This is a genomic window from Jeotgalibacillus proteolyticus (genome assembly GCF_050107735.1).
Lineage (GTDB): Bacteria > Bacillota > Bacilli > Bacillales > Jeotgalibacillaceae > Jeotgalibacillus > Jeotgalibacillus proteolyticus_A.
The window spans coordinates 1-18,580 of record NZ_JBNILO010000009.1 but is presented as its reverse complement, the minus strand read 5'-3'; the positions used below and the strand labels follow the sequence as shown (position 1 = coordinate 18,580).

Annotated in this window: 19 protein-coding genes and 1 rRNA gene; 15 read left to right on the top strand and 5 right to left on the bottom strand. The window is 42.1% G+C overall.

From position 1 onward, the window contains the following. Positions 1–2 precede the first annotated feature (2 nt). From mnmE to rpmH, 5 genes are all read right to left on the bottom strand, one after another. Entirely contained in the window at positions 3–1,388 is a 1,386-nt protein-coding gene (gene mnmE / locus ACQCT8_RS13805) for a tRNA uridine-5-carboxymethylaminomethyl(34) synthesis GTPase MnmE (protein ID WP_426871983.1), read from the bottom strand. Between the two features lie 413 nt (positions 1,389–1,801). Next, positions 1,802–2,449, bottom strand: a complete 648-nt coding sequence (jag, locus tag ACQCT8_RS13800) for an RNA-binding cell elongation regulator Jag/EloR (RefSeq protein ID WP_426871982.1) — start codon at positions 2,447–2,449, stop codon at positions 1,802–1,804. A 17-nt stretch (positions 2,450–2,466) separates the two neighbouring features. Next, entirely contained in the window at positions 2,467–3,231 is a 765-nt protein-coding gene (spoIIIJ, locus tag ACQCT8_RS13795; RefSeq protein WP_426871981.1) for a YidC family membrane integrase SpoIIIJ, read from the bottom strand. A 57-nt stretch (positions 3,232–3,288) separates the two neighbouring features. Then, a complete protein-coding gene (rnpA, locus tag ACQCT8_RS13790; protein WP_426871980.1) occupies positions 3,289–3,648 on the bottom strand; it encodes a ribonuclease P protein component in 360 nt (119 codons plus the stop codon). A 71-nt stretch (positions 3,649–3,719) separates the two neighbouring features. Beyond that, entirely contained in the window at positions 3,720–3,854 is a 135-nt protein-coding gene (gene rpmH / locus ACQCT8_RS13785) for a 50S ribosomal protein L34 (RefSeq protein WP_084215458.1), read from the bottom strand. 703 nt (positions 3,855–4,557) lie between these two features. On the opposite strand from rpmH, the gene dnaA reads away from it, so the two are divergent. From dnaA to ACQCT8_RS13710, 15 genes are all read left to right on the top strand, one after another. Next, complete coding sequence (gene dnaA / locus ACQCT8_RS13780) at positions 4,558–5,904, top strand: chromosomal replication initiator protein DnaA (protein ID WP_278242535.1); 1,347 nt, start codon at positions 4,558–4,560, stop codon at positions 5,902–5,904. 199 nt (positions 5,905–6,103) lie between these two features. Beyond that, on the top strand, positions 6,104–7,240 hold the full coding sequence (gene dnaN / locus ACQCT8_RS13775; RefSeq protein ID WP_426871979.1) for a DNA polymerase III subunit beta: 1,137 nt from the start codon (positions 6,104–6,106) through the stop codon (positions 7,238–7,240). 181 nt (positions 7,241–7,421) lie between these two features. After that, positions 7,422–7,643, top strand: coding sequence for a S4 domain-containing protein YaaA (yaaA, locus tag ACQCT8_RS13770; RefSeq protein WP_278242533.1), 222 nt, complete (start codon positions 7,422–7,424; stop codon positions 7,641–7,643). 14 nt (positions 7,644–7,657) lie between these two features. Further along, positions 7,658–8,785, top strand: coding sequence for a DNA replication/repair protein RecF (recF, locus tag ACQCT8_RS13765; protein WP_426871978.1), 1,128 nt, complete (start codon positions 7,658–7,660; stop codon positions 8,783–8,785). A gap of 4 nt (positions 8,786–8,789) precedes the next feature. Beyond that, positions 8,790–9,041: an extracellular matrix regulator RemB gene (remB, locus tag ACQCT8_RS13760; RefSeq protein WP_426871977.1), complete on the top strand. Its 252-nt coding sequence runs from the start codon at positions 8,790–8,792 to the stop codon at positions 9,039–9,041. A gap of 65 nt (positions 9,042–9,106) precedes the next feature. Further along, on the top strand, positions 9,107–11,029 hold the full coding sequence (gyrB, locus tag ACQCT8_RS13755; RefSeq protein ID WP_426872229.1) for a DNA topoisomerase (ATP-hydrolyzing) subunit B: 1,923 nt from the start codon (positions 9,107–9,109) through the stop codon (positions 11,027–11,029). A 193-nt stretch (positions 11,030–11,222) separates the two neighbouring features. Then, on the top strand, positions 11,223–13,775 hold the full coding sequence (gyrA, locus tag ACQCT8_RS13750; RefSeq protein WP_426871976.1) for a DNA gyrase subunit A: 2,553 nt from the start codon (positions 11,223–11,225) through the stop codon (positions 13,773–13,775). A gap of 94 nt (positions 13,776–13,869) precedes the next feature. Then, positions 13,870–14,964, top strand: coding sequence for an HD-GYP domain-containing protein (locus ACQCT8_RS13745; protein ID WP_426871975.1), 1,095 nt, complete (start codon positions 13,870–13,872; stop codon positions 14,962–14,964). Between the two features lie 303 nt (positions 14,965–15,267). Further along, the gene (locus ACQCT8_RS13740) at positions 15,268–15,795 is read left to right on the top strand and encodes a sigma-70 family RNA polymerase sigma factor (RefSeq protein ID WP_426871974.1); all 528 of its coding nucleotides are present in this window, start codon (positions 15,268–15,270) and stop codon (positions 15,793–15,795) included. Further along, on the top strand, positions 15,782–16,081 hold the full coding sequence (locus tag ACQCT8_RS13735) for a DUF5345 family protein (protein ID WP_426871973.1): 300 nt from the start codon (positions 15,782–15,784) through the stop codon (positions 16,079–16,081). The genes ACQCT8_RS13740 and ACQCT8_RS13735 overlap by 14 nt, the downstream gene beginning before the upstream one ends. After that, positions 16,074–16,304 carry a sigmaY antisigma factor component gene (locus ACQCT8_RS13730; protein ID WP_426871972.1) on the top strand — a complete coding sequence of 77 codons (231 nt, stop codon included), beginning with the start codon at positions 16,074–16,076 and terminating at the stop codon, positions 16,302–16,304. Before ACQCT8_RS13735 ends, ACQCT8_RS13730 begins: the two co-directional genes overlap by 8 nt. After that, the gene (locus tag ACQCT8_RS13725; protein ID WP_426871971.1) at positions 16,291–16,482 is read left to right on the top strand and encodes a PLD nuclease N-terminal domain-containing protein; all 192 of its coding nucleotides are present in this window, start codon (positions 16,291–16,293) and stop codon (positions 16,480–16,482) included. The genes ACQCT8_RS13730 and ACQCT8_RS13725 overlap by 14 nt, the downstream gene beginning before the upstream one ends. Positions 16,483–16,485: 3 nt before the next feature. Then, positions 16,486–17,385: an ABC transporter ATP-binding protein gene (locus ACQCT8_RS13720; RefSeq protein ID WP_426871970.1), complete on the top strand. Its 900-nt coding sequence runs from the start codon at positions 16,486–16,488 to the stop codon at positions 17,383–17,385. Then, a complete protein-coding gene (locus ACQCT8_RS13715) occupies positions 17,378–18,154 on the top strand; it encodes an ABC transporter permease (protein ID WP_426871969.1) in 777 nt (258 codons plus the stop codon). The genes ACQCT8_RS13720 and ACQCT8_RS13715 overlap by 8 nt, the downstream gene beginning before the upstream one ends. Positions 18,155–18,471: 317 nt before the next feature. Beyond that, positions 18,472–18,580 (top strand): 16S ribosomal RNA (locus ACQCT8_RS13710); the annotation flags it as partial.

Here is an 18,580-nt window from a genome sequence, read left to right as displayed (position 1 = left end):
TTTTATTTCCCAAGGCAGAATTGTGAAAACAACTGATCAATTAAACTTTCCTGAACGGTATCTCCGATTATTTCTCCTAGTGTTTCCCATGTCCTGCGCAAATCTATTTGGACCATATCGACAGGCGTACCCATTTCAGCACCCTGGATGGCTTCATTGATTGCAGCGAGCGCCTGATGGAGCAATGCAATATGCCGGTTGTTGGACACATAGGTTCCGTCTCCAGCTTCTAAAGACCCTGCGAAAAATAAAGACGCAATGGCTTCTTCCAGCTCGTCTACCCCCTGTTCCTTTAAAAGAGAGGTTGTAACTATAGGGTGATGAGCGGCCAACTGGGCTGCTTCGTCCATATCCACTTTCTGCGAAAGATCTGTTTTGTTGACAATTACAATGACATCCATGCCTTTAACTGCTTCAAACAGTCTGCGGTCTTCTTCTGATAATGCCTCTCCGTAATTTAATACCAGCAAAATCAAATCGGCTTCCTTCAGCACTTTTCGGGAACGTTCTACCCCAATTCGCTCTACAATATCTTCTGTCTCCCGAATTCCTGCTGTATCGACAAGCTTTAACGGCACACCGCGGACATTGACGTATTCTTCAATGACATCCCGTGTGGTTCCGGGCACATCCGTCACAATCGCTTTATTTTCATGAACAAGACTATTTAATAAGGAAGACTTTCCGACATTTGGGCGGCCGATAATGACCGTGGAAAGACCTTCCCGAAGGATTTTCCCTTGCTCTGATGTTTGAAGCAGGCGCTCAATCTGTCCTTTAACGTACGTGGACTTTTCCATCATCATAGATAGGGTCATTTCTTCAACATCATCATACTCAGGGTAATCAATATTCACTTCCACCTGAGCAAGGATTTCTAAAATCTCCTGGCGCAGCGACTGAACCAGCTTAGAGAGCTTTCCTTCCATCTGCCCCATCGCCACTGACATCGCGCGGTCTGTTTTGGCTCGAATCATGTCCATAACGGCTTCTGCCTGGGACAAATCAATTCGTCCATTTAAAAACGCCCGCTTTGTAAATTCGCCCGGCTCAGCGATCCTTGCACCTTGACGGAGGATTAACTGAAGCACCTGATTGACCGACACCAGCCCTCCATGGCAGTTGATCTCAATAACATCTTCCCGTGTAAATGTCTTGGGGCCTTTCATAACAGAAACCATTACTTCCTCAAGAGTTGTTTGAGTAGCCGGATCCACTATGTGCCCATAATGAATAGTATGGGAAGGAACAGCCTGCAGCTGTTTGCCTCCCATACCTTTAAATACACGATCTGCAATAGAAAACGCTTCGTCTCCGCTTAAACGGACAATGGCAATCGCTCCTTCGCCCATCGGAGTTGAGATCGCTGCAATTGTGTCAAACTCCATTTCATTCACCTCAATTCAGGACTGCTGTTTAATAGAATTGGTCCATTAAACGCAGTCGAAATCTGATCCTGTTTATGTTCTATATAACAGCGTGACCTACTTACGCTAATATGGCATCCTTTAAATTATTAGAATAGCACACTTTGCCCTAATTAAAAAGAAAATGGAATGATTTTATCCACAGCCACAGCATGCCAGGAAAAACTATTTTTCCTTTATCCACATGTGGGCAACTTTTTGTGTTTTCTTCCGGTCTCTTTAAATGTCATTATCTCTAAATAAGGGCATACTTGTGAGAGAGTGAATTTTTTAACTAAATGATAAATAAAGTAAAAATATTTATAATTAAATTAAATTATTTCCACTTTATCCCTTAAATTAAATGAATAACGAGTCTATAAAAAAAGAACCCTCTATTTAAAAACAGAGGATTCTTTTTTATTTTTCTTCGCTTGTATCATCAAATATCTGTGGGGTTCTGCACCTTCTGAATTCGTTTCAATATCACGTCTTCCAGTAAGCGCATTATGAATGATTTTTCTTTCATAAGATGGCATCGGTTCAAGCTTTACGGATCTGCCTGTCCGAACAGCCTGATCTGCCATTTTTTTCGCTAATTGCTCCAGTGTTTCCTGTCTGCGCTGGCGATAATTTTCTGCATCCAGCATGATGGTTAAAAATTGGTCGGAATGCTGATTGGCAACGAGTTGAGCAAGGTATTGAAGGGAATTAAGTGTTTGACCTCTTTTGCCTATTAAAAGGGCAACCTTTTCACTTTGTAATTCAAAAACAACTAATTTACCTTTTTTTTGAATTTTCGTCACTACTTCAAGACCCATATGGGCGGTTACATTTTTAATATACCGTTCCACTTCTTCAATGGCATCAACCCGTTTTTTAACAAGTACTTTTGCAGGTCTTGATCCAATCCATCCTAAAAACCCTTTTTTGCCTTCATCGATCACGGTAACTTCCGAATTTTCCTTGGAAATCTTTAATTCCGCAAGGGCGGCAGCGACCGCTTCCTCCACTGTTGCACCCGTCATCGTGATTTGAGTCACTTCATGGCTCCCCCTGTCTATTGAACAGATTGGTCTACTTTTTTGCTGCCCGTTCCATTAATAATTAACGTTTGAACAATCATAAAGATATTACCAACAACCCAGTAAAGCGATAATGCAGATGGGAATGTAATCGCAAATACCACAATCATAACAGGCATTAAATAAAGCATCATTTGCATTTGAGGATTCATACCTGCCGGATTTCCAGCCATCATGATCTTCTGCTGCAAGTACGTCGTCACACCTGCTACAAGCGGAAGAATAAAGAATGGATCTCTTTCGCCCAGGTCAAACCATAGGAAATTGTGATTCGAGATTTCTGTCGTTCGCACAATGGCATGATAAAAAGCGATAAGAATCGGCATTTGTATTAAAAGTGGAAAACACCCTGCCAATGGATTTACGCCATTTTTCTGGAACATTGCCATGGTTTCCTGCTGAAGCTTTTGTTGAGTTTGAGCATCCTTAGAAGAATACTTTTCTTTCAACTTCAACATTTCAGGCTGAATTTCCTGCATTTTTTTCGTGTTTTTTGTTTGTTTAATCATAAGCGGCAAAAGCGCGAATCGAATAATTAACGTCACCAGTACGATCCCAAGGCCGTAGTTATCTCCAGACCATTGCGCGATCGCTGTAATGAGCCATGACAATGGATAAACAAAATAGCTGTTCCATATTCCTTCACTATCGGTTGTAATCGGCTGATCGATCTCCATACAACCTGTTAAAAGAGCTGTTAACCCCACAATCATGAAAAGGGGCAGTAATCGTTTTTTCACCCAGATGTTCCTCCCTATTCTAATAGTAATGTGCATACCACACGTAATTGTATCACGTTATTTATCTGAATTCACTTTCTTTTGAAGAACCTTTGACTTTCCCATCACGTGAATCAAGCTGCTTTTTGTCTGATGAAAAGTAAAGTCGGCAGCGGGTTTTCTTGCAATAACAATATAATCGGCATCAGGCCGAAGCTCAGGGGAGAGCTCTAAAAATGCTTGTCTAATGTACCGCTTAATGCGGTTTCGTACCACAGCATTTCCTACCTTTTTACTGACAGATAAGCCGAGTCGAAAAGAGGTTTGATCCTTTTTCTGCAAATAATACAAAACAAACTGCCGATTTGCCGTGGAAGATCCATGGCGAAATACTTGCTGGAATTCCGGATTTTTTTTGATTCGCTGCTCTTTTTTCATTTTAGCACCCACATATCGTTAATTTTGCACCGGTATAAGTGAAAAAAGACCACTGAGTGGAATCAGTGGTCTTAAGCAGACAATACTTTTCTTCCACGTTGACGGCGACGAGCTAGAACCTTGCGGCCATTTTTTGTGCTCATGCGTGCGCGGAATCCGTGTACTTTACTTCTTTTACGCTTATTTGGTTGGAACGTACGTTTCATGTATAAGACACCTCCTAATTGGTCACTCGAGGCAACCAAGCTACAGACATTCTAAATAATTATATAGATTTCACATATCAAATGTCAATGTTCATTTCATACAACCTCTATATCATAGCAGAGTCAAACCTTTACTTCAATAGTGAAATTACTTTTCGAAAAAATTCTGCTTAATTATTTTTTCCTCTCTGCCATCATTCTTCACAATTTTCTCCTCCAGGATCGCAAACAACCTTAATGGAAAACATCGTTCTTTTTCTTTCGCTATGCATTACGTTAAAATTCGACTCTTTCTTGTAAGCCTGTGTACAACTGTGGATATTTTTTTCGACACGTTTTTCTTTATCCACAGTACCTATCGACATGTTTTTCACACATTCAACCCTTGTGGACAAGATCAATCACAGTGTGCAGCGCGCTGTGGATAAATAATCACAACCCTTGCAAGGCAAAGGATTTTCTGCTATTATAAGTGTGTTTTCACTCTTGATAAGTTGTCTGCATAAAAAACATTATCCACAATTGTGGATAGGCTGTGGATAGTTTACTCAACATGCATGGAGAATCTTGTCCACAGGCTTTGGATTATGTCGATAAATATACAAAACGCTTTTTTACCCTATTCATCAGAATGAATATATATAAGGGGCCTTCGAAAAAGTAACTTTTCTAGAAAAATAATTAAGTAAGGAGGGTCTGCTACTTGGAAAATATTACGGATCTTTGGAACCGGGCCTTAGAGCATATCGAAAAAAAAATCAGCAAACCAAGCTATGAAACCTGGTTAAAATCGACAAAGGCCTTTTCATTAAAACGCGATACACTTACGATTACGGCTCCAAATGAATTTGCAAGAGACTGGCTGGAAGGCCATTACTCTCAATTAATATCAGGTGTACTGAAGGATGTGACAGGGGAAGAGCTAATTGTAAAATTCATTATTCCCCAAAATCAGAATCAGGATGATTTTAATTTTGCGATTCAGCCCAAAAAGCCTGTGAAAGATGATGATCAGCAGGAGTGGTCGCAGAGCATGCTGAATCCAAAGTATACATTTGATACGTTTGTGATCGGTTCCGGCAACCGCTTTGCACACGCAGCTTCTTTGGCTGTAGCTGAAGCGCCGGCAAAGGCCTATAATCCGCTGTTTATTTATGGGGGAGTAGGGCTTGGAAAAACACATTTGATGCACGCAATTGGCCACTATGTGCTTGAGCATAACTCCTCTGCAAAAGTGGTTTATTTGTCTTCTGAAAAATTTACAAATGAATTTATTAACTCGATCCGGGACAATAAAGCTGTCGATTTTCGCAATAAATATCGAAACGTGGACGTTTTGTTAATTGATGATATTCAATTTCTTGCTGGAAAAGAACAAACGCAAGAGGAATTTTTTCATACTTTTAATACATTACATGAAGAAAGCAAGCAAATTGTTATTTCAAGTGACCGTCCGCCAAAAGAAATTCCGACGCTTGAAGACCGGCTGCGCTCCCGATTTGAATGGGGATTAATCACAGATATTACACCGCCTGATTTAGAAACAAGAATCGCAATTCTTCGAAAGAAAGCACGAGCGGAAGGATTGGATATTCCAAATGAAGCTATGCTGTATATTGCTAATCAGATTGATTCAAATATTCGCGAACTCGAAGGAGCACTGATCCGGGTTGTCGCTTATTCTTCATTAGTAAGTAAAGATATAAATGCTGATTTAGCTGCTGAAGCATTAAAGGATATCATGCCAAGCTCGAAGCCAAAGGTCATCACTATTTTAGATATTCAAAAAGTTGTTGGGGACCACTTCAGTATTAAACTGGAGGACTTTAAAGCGAAGAAAAGAACGAAGACCGTTGCATTTCCGAGGCAAATCGCCATGTATCTCTCCAGAGAGATGACAGATTTCTCCCTGCCTAAGATTGGGGAAGAGTTCGGCGGACGTGATCATACGACCGTTATACATGCCCATGAAAAAATCTCAAAATTGCTCGATCACGATGTGTCCTTAAAGCAGGAAGTAAAGGATATAAAATCAACTCTTCAAAAATAAATGCTGCAAGCTGTGGGTAAATGTGGACAAAGAGCGCACGTTTAAGAACATGTTTTCCACATGGGGAAAAGTCGCTATTGTAAGTCATCAACAGGCTTATCCACATATCCACAGCACCTACTAGTATTACTATTATTTTAAAAGAATTAATAACTATATATATAAAGCACGAGACTACTAACTTTTGGAGGCATTGAAAATGAAATTTCAAATTCAACGCGATCGTTTAGTGAACGGCGTAAACGATGTAATGAAGGCTGTATCTTCGAGAACAACGATTCCGATTTTAACGGGACTAAAAATTGTCGCTCACGAGGAAGGGGTCACCCTGACAGGCAGTGATTCTGATATTTCGATTGAATCATTTATTCCAAGAGAAGAAGACGGCAAAGAAATTGTACAGGTCCAGCAAACTGGCGGAATCGTCCTTCAAGCGAAATTTTTTGAAAGCATCGTAAAAAAACTGCCGATGGATACCGTTGAAATTGACGTGCATTCTCACCTTCAAACCGTTATCCGTTCCGGTAAATCAGAATTTAATTTAAACGGGCTGGATGTTAATGAATATCCGCATCTGCCGCAAATCGAAGAAGATCACGTGCTAAAAATTCCGACAAACCTATTAAAAACCATGATTCGACAAACCGTTTTCGCAGTGTCCACCTCAGAAACACGCCCTATCTTGACAGGTGTAAACTGGCATATTCAAGATGGGCTGTTAAACTGCGTCGCAACAGACAGTCACAGGCTGGCCATGCGGAAAGCGCCGATCAGCGGAGGAAACGGAAATGAAAGCAAAGCGGTTATTCCAGGGAAGAGCTTAAATGAGTTAAACAAAATCCTTGAGGACACGTCAGATGAACTTGAAATCGTCATTACAGAAAACCAGGTGCTGTTCAGAGCAAAGCATGTTCTATTCTTTTCACGTCTGCTTGAAGGAAACTATCCTGATACGTCCCGGCTTGTTCCGGCTGAGAGCAAAACCTCGCTGACCATCGGCGGAAAGGAATTTTTGCAGGCAATCGACCGGGCTTCTTTGCTCGCAAGGGAAGAAAGAAATAATGTTGTCCGCCTGTCAATTGGCGAAGATGGCAGAGTCGAAATTTCGTCTAATACTCCTGAAATCGGAAAAGTAGTGGAGGAAGTTCAAAGCGAAGCAACCGATGGGGAAGAGTTAAACATTTCCTTCAGCGCAAAATATATGATGGATGCACTGAAAGTGTTTGAAGGAGCTGAAACAAATATTCAGTTCACAGGCGCGATGAGACCGTTTGTTTTACGGCCTACTTCAGATGACACCATCCTTCAGTTGATCACTCCTGTACGCACGTACTAGGGGAAAAAATACACGTGAATTTTATCCAAATGCCTATTGTTTCAAAGGGAAACAATAGGCATTTGGTTGTTTTATTGAAGCATTCTTCAGGAAAAAGGCGTTTAGGTGAATTTTTCTTTGTTTTCCGCCTTCATATTGGGTAAAATAAGATATTAGAGAATATTAGAAGGTAGTGAGCGAAATGAAAGAAACGATCACGATCAGTACGGAGTATATTACGCTTGGCCAATTTTTAAAATTAGCCGATGTTATACAAAGCGGCGGAATGGCAAAATGGTTTTTAAGCGAGCATGAAGTTTATATAAATCAGGAGCTTGACCAGAGAAGAGGGAGAAAGCTGCGTGACGGAGATGAAGTGCAGATCCCGGATGTAGGCTCTTATGTGGTGAAGTCTAACGATTAGAAGGATGTTAAAACATGTATATTGAGCAGCTTGAGCTATCCCACTATCGCAATTACGATACATTGACGGTGGAATTTGATAATAACGTCAATGTGATCCTGGGAGAAAACGCTCAGGGAAAAACAAACGTCATGGAATCCATTTACGTTCTTGCGATGGCTAAATCTCACAGGACTTCTAATGATAAAGATTTAATACAATGGGACTCAGATTATGCTAAAATAAAAGGTAGAGTGATGAAGCATCATGGCTCTCTTCCCATGGAATTAACAGTGACAAAAAAAGGGAAAAAAGCCAGGTTGAATCATCTTGAGCAATCGAAATTAAGCCATTATATTGGCCATATGAATGTTGTTATGTTCGCGCCCGAAGATCTCCACTTAGTAAAAGGGAGCCCTCAAGTAAGGCGTCGTTTTATTGATATGGAGATCGGACAAATTTCAGCCGTTTACCTGCATGACAGCTCTCTCTATCAAAAAATTCTCCAGCAGCGAAACCATTATTTAAAACAGCTCCAGACAAGAAAACAGCGGGATCAGACCATGCTCGATGTTCTGACAGACCAATTTATTGAAATGGCAGTCAAAATTATTCAGCGCCGTTTTCAATTTATTGATCTTCTGCAGCAGTGGGCCCAGCCGATTCATTCCGGCATATCGAGAGGGATCGAAACGCTCGAAGTCGTGTACAAGCCTTCTGTTCAGGTGACAAATGAAGACAGCAGGGAAGGCATTGAGTCTGTGATCAGGAAAAAGTTTGATGAGCTTCGCGAAAGAGAGATTGACAGAGGCGTTACACTGATTGGCCCTCACAGGGATGATCTGCAGTTTCTGGTCAACGGCCATGATGTTCAGACATTTGGCTCCCAGGGACAGCAGCGTACAACGGCGTTATCCATTAAACTGGCTGAAATAGAACTTATTCGTGCAGAGATTGGGGAATACCCGATTTTGCTGCTGGATGATGTTTTATCCGAACTGGACGACTATCGTCAGTCTCATCTGCTTAACACCATACAGGGAAAGGTTCAAACCTTCGTTACAACCACAAGCGTAGAGGGGATTGATCACCAAACCTTGCGGGAAGCCACAACGTTTATTGTGGAAAATGGCAGCATAAGCAGAAAAACAGAGGAGGGCTGATCCTATGTATGTTCATATAGGAGGCGAGTCGATGGTAAGAATGCATGACATCGTGGCAATAATGGATATAGAGTCTGTAAAATCCTCTCTTATCATGGAAGAATTCATGAAAGAGAACGATAATGGCATCGTCGATCTATGCGAATCAAACTGTAAATCCATTGTAGTTACTGATTTCAGAGTTTACCTGTCTCCCTTGTCCTCAAGCACACTTAAAAAAAGATCAGAAAAAATGGTCAAGCCAATTTTTAAATAAATTCGAAGAAAATTGCAACGTGAGAGAAAGTGTAGGTGAACCGTGTGGCAACAGATAACACACAAATGCAACCGCAGGCTTATGATGAGAATCAGATTCAGGTACTCGAAGGTCTTGAAGCGGTAAGAAAAAGACCGGGAATGTATATTGGTTCAACAGCAGCAAGAGGTCTTCATCATCTTGTATGGGAAATTGTCGACAATAGCATCGATGAAGCGCTCGCTGGACACTGTGATGAAATTAAAATCAGTATCGAAAAAGACAACGCAATCGTTGTAGAAGACAATGGCCGGGGAATTCCAGTCGGGATGCATGAAAAAATGGGCCGTCCCGCAGTTGAAGTCATTATGACTGTTCTTCATGCCGGCGGTAAATTTGGCGGCGGAGGATACAAAGTTTCCGGCGGATTGCACGGAGTAGGTGCATCCGTTGTAAACGCCCTGTCTGAAAAACTGGAAGTCTTTGTTCACCGCGACGGCAAAGTCTACAACCAGGAATATCGAAAAGGGGTCCCGAGCTACGACCTGAAAGTGGTCGGTGAAACCGATCGCACCGGTACGATTACCCGTTTTAAATCAGATCCTGAAATTTTCACAGAAACTACAGAGTACGACTATGACACGCTTGCCAACCGGGTTCGGGAGCTTGCCTTTTTAAACCGCGGACTGGCACTTGTGATTACAGACGAGCGGGTAACAGAAGAAGATGGCTCTCCACTGACAAAACGATTCCATTACGAAGGCGGAATCAAGTCCTATGTATCCCATTTAAACCGTTCGAAAGAAGTTATTCACGAAGAACCGGTGTTTGTTGAAGGGGAGCGTGACGGAATTTCAATCGAAATCGCGCTTCAATACAACCAGGGGTATGCAGGCAATATTTATTCATTTGCCAACAATATCAGCACCCATGAAGGCGGAACGCATGAATCAGGATTTAAAACTGCCCTGACACGTGTGATTAACAGCTATGCATCCCGGAACAATCTGATGAAGGATGCAGACAGCAACCTGTCTGGGGAAGATGTTCGAGAAGGCTTGACTGCAATTGTATCAATCAAGCATCCGGACCCTCAATTTGAAGGACAAACGAAAACAAAGCTCGGGAATTCTGAAGCCCGTACGATTACGGATAACTTATTCTCGGAGCATTTTGATAAATTTCTAATGGAAAACCCGGTCGTGGCAAGACAAATTGTAGATAAAGGCCTTATGGCAGCCCGCGCCCGTCTCGCAGCCAAAAAAGCCCGGGAATTAACACGGCGCAAAGGTGCACTTGAAGTGTCCAGTCTTCCGGGTAAACTGGCAGATTGCTCTTCAAGAGATCCTCAAATCAGCGAACTGTACGTGGTGGAGGGGGACTCAGCCGGAGGATCTGCCAAGCAGGGCCGGGATCGTCATTTCCAGGCCATTCTGCCGCTTCGCGGAAAGATTATCAACGTTGAAAAAGCCCGTCTTGATAAAATTCTTTCCAACAATGAAATCCGCGCGATCATCACAGCGCTTGGAACAGGCATTGGAGAAGATTTTGATCTAGCCAAAGCGCGTTATCATAAAGTGGTTATTATGACCGATGCGGATGTGGATGGAGCGCATATTCGAACGCTGCTGCTGACATTTTTGTACCGCTATATGCGAAACATCATTGAAGCGGGATACATCTACATCGCACAGCCGCCGCTATATAAAATTACGCAGGGAAAATCAATTCAATATGCATACACAGAGCGTGAAATGAATAACGTTGTGGCAGAACTTTCGCCTACACCAAAGCCTGGCCTTCAGCGTTACAAAGGACTCGGAGAAATGAACCCCGAGCAGCTTTGGGAGACGACGATGAATCCTGAATCAAGATCTATGCTGCAGGTAAGCCTCAAGGATGCCATCGAAGCAGATGAGACGTTTGAGATCCTGATGGGTGATAAAGTTGAACCGAGACGCCAGTTCATTGAAGACAACGCGATGTATGTTAAAAACTTGGACGTATAAGACTGGGGCAGTGATTACTGCCGTCCTTTCTTCGCGTTTAAACTATAGTCAGATCATGTTTAGCAGGCGTCAGCTCCTCGAGTCATCAACCTCTCCGTCCCGGTGAACCTACACTGTTCACTAGGCCGGAGTGTCTTATGATTGCCTGAGCTGAAGACGCCTTCCGCTTTTAAATAAGGAGGTTTCCCATATTATGGCTGAGACGCCGAGCTCAAATGTTCACGAAATTAATATTAGTCAGGAAATGCGTACATCTTTTTTGGATTATGCGATGAGCGTAATTGTTGCGCGTGCCCTTCCTGACGCAAGAGATGGGTTAAAGCCGGTTCACCGTCGTATTTTATATGCGATGAATGATCTGGGGATGACTTCTGATAAAGCCTATAAGAAATCCGCACGTATCGTCGGTGAAGTAATTGGTAAGTATCACCCTCACGGAGATTCCGCAGTTTACGATACGATGGTGCGTATGGCGCAGGATTTCAGTTATCGATATATGCTGGTTCAGGGACATGGTAATTTTGGTTCTGTAGATGGTGACGCAGCAGCAGCTATGCGTTACACGGAAGCGAGAATGTCAAAAATATCCATGGAATTGATTCGCGACATAAACAAAGACACGATTGATTACCGCGATAACTATGATGGCTCAGAACGGGAGCCTGTTGTTTTACCGTCCCGTTTTCCTAATTTGCTTGTTAATGGTTCAAGCGGAATTGCTGTTGGGATGGCTACGAATATTCCTCCTCATCAGCTGGGGGAGGTCATTGACGGACTTCTTGCGTTTACGCAGCATCCAGAAATCACAATCGGAGAACTCATGGAGCACATCCCAGGTCCGGATTTCCCGACTGGCGGTCTCATTTTGGGACGCAGCGGAATCCGACGTGCCTATGAAACAGGACGGGGTTCAGTCGTTCAGCGTGCAAAAGTGGAAATTGAGCAAAAAGCAAACGGACGTGAAACGATCCTCGTTCACGAGCTTCCCTATCAGGTAAATAAAGCGAGACTAATTGAAAAAATCGCAGAATTGGTCCGCGATAAAAAAATAGATGGCATTACCGATCTGCGTGATGAATCTGACCGGAACGGAATGCGGATAGTCATTGAAGTCCGCCGCGATGCCAATGCCAATGTTCTGCTGAACAATCTGTATAAGCAAACTGCCCTTCAAACAAGCTTTGGAATTAATATGCTGGCACTTGTTGATGGTCAGCCGAAGGTGCTGAATTTAAAAGAAGCGCTGCACTATTACCTGGAGCATCAAAAGGTCGTTATACGCCGCAGAACTGAGTTTGAGCTTCGAAAAGCAGAAGCACGTGCTCATATTTTAGAAGGACTCCGCATTGCACTTGATCATATTGATGAGATCATTACACTTATTCGTGGATCTCAGACGGCAGATGCAGCAAAAGAAGGCTTGATGGAGCAATTTGATTTGTCGGAAAAACAAGCTCAGGCTATTTTGGATATGCGTCTTCAGCGTTTAACCGGTCTGGAGCGCGACAAGATAGAAGAAGAATATCAGGCACTCGTTCAATTAATTGCAGATTTAAAAGCAGTTTTAAACAGTGACGAGCGTGTACTTGAAATTATCCGTGAAGAACTCACAGAGATTAAAGAACGCTTTAATGATAAGCGCCGGACTGAAATTACAACCGGTGGAGCTGAGATGATAGAGGACGAGGATTTAATTCCGCGTGAAAACCTAATCGTCACTCTCACGCATAACGGCTATATTAAACGTCTTCCAGCTTCTACCTATCGCAGCCAGAAACGGGGCGGACGCGGGATACAGGGAATGGGAACCAATGAAAATGACTTTGTCGAACATCTTTTAACAACGTCAACGCATGATACCATTCTGTTTTTCTCCAATAAAGGGAAAGTATACCGTACAAAAGGATATGAAATTCCGGAATACAGCAGAACGGCAAAAGGACTGCCAATTATCAATTTACTAGGAATTGATAAGGATGAAGATATTAACGCGATGATCAGAGTAGAAGAATTTAAAGAAGACTCGTTCTTCTTCTTCACGACCAAGTATGGTATTTCTAAGCGTACGCCTGTATCTGATTTCGCGAATATCAGAACAAATGGATTAATCGCCATTAATTTAAAAGAGGGCGACGATCTTATTTCGGTTAAACTGACCGATGGAAATAAGGAAATCATTATCGGTACGCAAAATGGACTGCTGATCCGATTCCCAGAATCCGACGTCCGGTCAATGGGGCGTACGGCTACAGGTGTCCGGGGTATTCGTCTCAAAGGTGAGGATATCGTCGTTGGAATGGAAATTCTCGAACCGGATAATGAAATTCTTGTTGTAACGGAAAATGGGTACGGAAAAAGGACAACAGAGAAGGATTATCGTGTTCAATCACGTGGCGGAAAAGGGATCAAGACCTGCAACATCACGGATAAAAACGGTAAACTCATTGCAGTAAAAGCGGTAACGGGTGAAGAAGATGTCATGATCATCACGGTTCAAGGCGTCCTGATCCGAATGGATGTCAGCGGCATTTCTCAAACAGGCCGCAGTACGCAAGGGGTTAAATTGATTCGTCTCGGTGACCAGGAATCAGTTGCGACTGTCACCCGAATTGAAAAAGAAGAAGAAATAGAAGAAGAGATAGAAGAAATGCTTGAAACATCTGCGCCTGCAGATCCTGTGGAAACAGAAGAAACGGATATTACAGCCGACTATTCCTCAGACTCAGACGAAGATTCAGAAGAGTAAATAGTAAAGAAAACAGGAAAAATACTTCCTGTTTTCTTTTTTTTATGTGGTAAAATGATAATAAAGAACTAGGTATAATGACGGGGTGAGCAGAATGAAGGTAAAAGTGGAGGATTTACACGAAGGCTGTATTATTGCTGAGAACATTATGGGTTTAACAAATTATCCTATAATGAAGTCGAATACGTCTATTACGGCGCTGCATATAGAGGTCTTGCAGGCCTTTCAAATTGACTATGTAGCTGTCAAAACGAAGAAAGACGATGGCAGTCTGTTTGGAGCAGAGGCGCTTGATGAAGCCTCTATCAATGAAGAAAGACAAGAACGTACTTCTATCGCACGTCCACGCACTGAATTTGAACGTGAATATCAAGATGCGGTCATGTTTTATAAGAATGAATTTTCCAATTGGCAGTCCGGAAGCAAAGTGGATATTGTCAAACTCAAGCAAGCCATTCTGCCTGTAATTACAAGCTCCCGAATAGATCAGTACGTTCACCGTCTTCATGAGTTGTGTGAAGCGAAAGAATATATCGCACATCACTCTATTGCTGTTGGTGTCCTTTGTCATCTGATTGGACGCAAAATGGGGTATGATGATGGTTTATGCACGCAGCTGTCGCTTGCGGGTGTACTTGCAGATGCCGGTATGGCTAAAATGCCTATGTCTATTCTTCAAAAATCAACCGGTCTTGAGCGGGATGAAGCCATTGAGATCCGAAAGCACTCCATTTTCAGCTATCAATATATTATGGATACACCCTTTTTGAAAAAAGAAATGAAAAAGGCCATTTACCAGCACCATGAACGATTAGATGGCAGCGGGTATCCAATTGGAGAGAAAGGGCAGGCGATCAGCATGTTTTCTCAAATCATTGCACTTGCCGACATGTACCATGCAATGACTTCAGAACGGCTGTACAAAAAAAGGCAGTCTCCATTTAAAACTCTTGAAATTATAACGGAAGACAGCTTCGGCAAGTTTGATATCGTTGTAGTAAAAGCACTGCAGGACATCATAGGGAATCTCACTCCTGGAACAAAGGTTCAATTATCAGACGGCCAGCATGCAGAAGTTGTTTATACACCCCCAACTGATGTAACAAGACCAGTGGTTAAAAGAATGGCAGCAGAAGAAATACTCGACCTTTCAAAGCAAAGAGCGCTATTTATTGAGCGCATCCTGTGATAACAGAAGCTTTAGAGACTATCTATGGCACATAATTTTACTGCGAGAGCCTGGGACAACGTGTCTCAGGCTCTTTGACCGGTTCGCTGCGCTTCAATCGAATGCATTACGAAGTAAAAAGGATGAGAATTCTCAGCTCTCTAACCAACCGCCATCTCCTCCAAGAGTCGACACATTCCGCTCACCTCTTTAAGAAATTCAGATCCCCCTAATTTTATTTTCTTCGGCATTTAAATTAAAAATGAACAAACCTCATATCTTAAGCGTATAAGAAGTAAGATTGCAAAAAAGAAGGTGAAACCTGTGAAGGAAAGGGATTTGGAACGAATCCAGCAAGCAATAGCCGGGAATGATGAAGCCCTTGCGATGCTTTTGCAAGAACATTATCAATTTTTATTTTTATATTTAGTAAAGTTAACCCTTTATCCTTCAGAAGCAGAGGATTTAACACAGGATACGATCGTCAGGTGCATTGAACGGTTCGATCAATATAATCCCAAAAAAGCAGCATTTACTACATGGATGATCCAAATAGGCACAAACTTATGGCTGGACAGAAAAAGAAAAAAGAAGCGGGAGAAGACTTATCTAAATAAACAGCAGCTTTCGTGGAAGCTGGGTCAAAAAAAGAGTGATGAATCGCTCGTCATTACGGAAGCACTAAAAAAGTTAAAAGATACCCACCGCATTCCTGTTATTTTAAAACACTATTACGGTTACAGCTATGAAGAAATTGCTGTTATTTGCCGTGTACCTATTGGGACGGTGAAGTCGAGATTAAACAATGGGTTAAGAAAACTGAGAGAGGAGCTTGGAGATGGAACAGAATAAACGCTTAGAACATTCTATTAAAGAAGGTCTTCGGCCATTAGATGAGGTAGAAACCCAGGTTCCTTCTGTAGATTCAATGAAAATGCTGGTTCATCAAACAAAGAAAAGGATGAGAATGGAACTGTATTTATTTATGACCATTGCTCTTTTTCTTGCATTGTTTACGGTTGTATTCCTCATGAATTCACCGGCATTATATCTAATGGTTCACTTTCTTATACTTATGCTCGTGAGTGCTTGCGGAGTCATTTATTTTTACAAGGAAAAGGTGCATCGCCATGAATGATCTTAAAGAGGTTCCGATAGTTTTTTTTATTTTATTAGCCATTATCTTGCTTGCCCAAAGCATCTATTTGTTTATTGATGCAAGAAAAAGGGGGCATGCCAGGTGGTTTTGGGGATTGTGGGGAATGATTCAGACGCCGATGCCCATCCTGATTTATTTGCTTTGGTCAAGAGTGGTGACACCGGCGATTCAGCGAAGGAGGGAAAGGAATGGAGAATTTTAACTTAGCGGTGATTGCTCCGCTGCTTATTATCAGTCTTCTATTAGCTATTATCGCACTGGTTGATGTAATCAAGCGGCCATCAACAAACGGACCTAAAATACTTTGGGTGCTCTGTATAGTATTAATCAGTACCATTGGCCCCATCCTCTATTTTATCTTTGGCAGAAAGGAGACGTAACCATTGATCACTCTTCATAAAGTTACAAAGAAATTTGGACAGGTAAAAGCAGTAACCGATGTCAGCTTTTCGTTACAAACAGGAAAGACAACAGCCCTTGTCGGTCCGAATGGTGCTGGGAAAACCTCCCTGTTAAATATGCTAAGCGGTCTAGCTGTTCCAGACAGCGGAAGCATTCACTACGATACGGCAAAAAAAGATCCAAGAACAGAGTTGGGTTTTCTTCCCCAATACCCCGCATTCCATGACTGGATGACAGCGGAAGAGTTTTTGCAATTTGCAGCGAGATTAGGGAAAAAGTCAAACAAAGAATCACGCATAAGGTCTTCAGAATTATTGGAGCTTGTAGGACTTGCAGATGCCTCCCGTAAAAAAATTGGCGGTTTTTCAGGCGGCATGAAACAACGGCTCGGTATCGCGCAGGCCCTGGTGCACGAGCCGAAGCTTTTGTTGCTGGATGAACCTGTATCAGCACTTGATCCAATTGGACGTAAAGAGATTATGATTCTTTTAAACGAATTAAAAGAAAGGATGACAATTCTTTATTCTACTCATGTTCTCCATGATGCCCAGCTGCTTTGCGATAACGTGCTCATGATGAACAAAGGCAAAATGATCCTGTTCGATTCTCTTCACCACATTTATCAGCAATTTGACAAACCACGAATGGTTATCACATTTGAACATTCTTTTATGCCATGGGTGGCAGACCTGCGGCAGCGTTACTCAAAATGGGAGATTCAAATAAAGGGAAACGAAGTAGAAGTGATGGGATCGAATCTTGGTGATCTCAGAAGAAGTCTGTTAGATGAAATCGGCAGAAGCAACCTTCCAGTGCGGTCCATTACATTCGGCACCTCTACATTAGAAGAGGTGTTCCATGAGGTGATGCATCATGAATGAGTTTTACATCCTGTTTAAAAAAGAATTAACTGAAATGTGGAGAAGCTATAAATTTTTGTGGATGCCCATATTATTTCTATCTCTTGGCATTATGCAGCCTTTAACCAGTTACTATCTTGAGGATCTATTAAAAAAATTTGGCGGTATTCCTGATGCAGCTCTTATTGACTTTCCCATCCCTTCATCCACTCAAGTATTCATTGATACTTTTTCACAATTCTCGCAAGTCGGCATCTTGCTGATCACGCTGTCTCTAATGGGAATGTTTGCGAACGAGAGAAATAAGGGAATCGCTCAGATGATTTTAACCAAGCCGGTCTCCTACACAAATTACTTTTTATCAAAATGGGCTGCAGCGATCCTCTTAATCACCACTTCTTATATTATTGGAGTCATAGCAGCCCTATATTACATCCACTTATTATTTGAGCCATTGCCTTTTAAAAATGTACTTGCTTCCTCAGGATATTATTTAATCTGGCTCATCTTTGTTCTTACCGTTGTCCTTTTCTTCAGTTCTATATTAAAAAAAACCGGTGCAGTGGGTGCAGTAAGTATTCTGCTCCTTATGATTCTGACGATTTTACCCTCCGTTTTTAAACAGCTATTAAAATGGAGCCCAGGCAATCTGCCAGTTTATGCTCACAAGGCTATTCAAGGAGATTCTCTTGCAGGGACTATCCCCACCCTCATGATTGCGTTTCTGCTTATTTCAGGAATGGGGGCAGCGGCGGTCTTTTATATGAAGAAAACAGAATGGATGAAGTAACAAAGTACCGGTCGGTGCCTGCTGTCACTCTGTTTATCAGTTCCCTTTTAAACAATTAATCTTTTTTTGAAAATGGGGGTTGCTATTAAATGGAGTGCATGGTATATTTATATGCGTCGCTTTGAGGCGCACTAATTTAACAGCTTAAGTAAAATAAAAAAAGTTGTTGACATCATATTGAGATAAATGTTATGATAGATTGGTCGCTTGAGAGAGCAACACACAAACGAAACACCTTGAACCTTGAAAACTAAACAACCAAAAACGTCAACGTTAGTACAAGATTTACAAGAAACATTATGAGCTTTATCAAACACTTTACGGAGAGTTTGATCCTGGCTCAGGACGAACGCTGGCGGCGTGCCTAATACATGCAAGTCGAGCGGATTTTCTGGAGCTTGCTCCAGAAAGTTAGCGGCGGACGGG

Bases quoted from the DNA above. Each gene is read 5' to 3' on its own strand.
- mnmE (WP_426871983.1), bottom strand. From the start codon at position 1,388: ATGGAGTTTGACACAATTGCAGCGATCTCAACTCCGATGGGCGAAGGA.
- rnpA (WP_426871980.1), bottom strand. From the start codon at position 3,648: ATGAAAAAAGAGCAGCGAATCAAAAAAAATCCGGAATTCCAGCAAGTA.
- rpmH (WP_084215458.1), bottom strand. From the start codon at position 3,854: ATGAAACGTACGTTCCAACCAAATAAGCGTAAAAGAAGTAAAGTACAC.
- dnaN (WP_426871979.1), top strand. From the start codon at position 6,104: ATGAAATTTCAAATTCAACGCGATCGTTTAGTGAACGGCGTAAACGAT.
- yaaA (WP_278242533.1), top strand. From the start codon at position 7,422: ATGAAAGAAACGATCACGATCAGTACGGAGTATATTACGCTTGGCCAA.
- recF (WP_426871978.1), top strand. From the start codon at position 7,658: ATGTATATTGAGCAGCTTGAGCTATCCCACTATCGCAATTACGATACA.
- remB (WP_426871977.1), top strand. From the start codon at position 8,790: ATGTATGTTCATATAGGAGGCGAGTCGATGGTAAGAATGCATGACATC.
- gyrB (WP_426872229.1), top strand. From the start codon at position 9,107: ATGCAACCGCAGGCTTATGATGAGAATCAGATTCAGGTACTCGAAGGT.
- gyrA (WP_426871976.1), top strand. From the start codon at position 11,223: ATGGCTGAGACGCCGAGCTCAAATGTTCACGAAATTAATATTAGTCAG.
- ACQCT8_RS13745 (WP_426871975.1), top strand. From the start codon at position 13,870: ATGAAGGTAAAAGTGGAGGATTTACACGAAGGCTGTATTATTGCTGAG.
- ACQCT8_RS13735 (WP_426871973.1), top strand. From the start codon at position 15,782: ATGGAACAGAATAAACGCTTAGAACATTCTATTAAAGAAGGTCTTCGG.
- ACQCT8_RS13730 (WP_426871972.1), top strand. From the start codon at position 16,074: ATGAATGATCTTAAAGAGGTTCCGATAGTTTTTTTTATTTTATTAGCC.
- ACQCT8_RS13725 (WP_426871971.1), top strand. From the start codon at position 16,291: ATGGAGAATTTTAACTTAGCGGTGATTGCTCCGCTGCTTATTATCAGT.
- ACQCT8_RS13715 (WP_426871969.1), top strand. From the start codon at position 17,378: ATGAATGAGTTTTACATCCTGTTTAAAAAAGAATTAACTGAAATGTGG.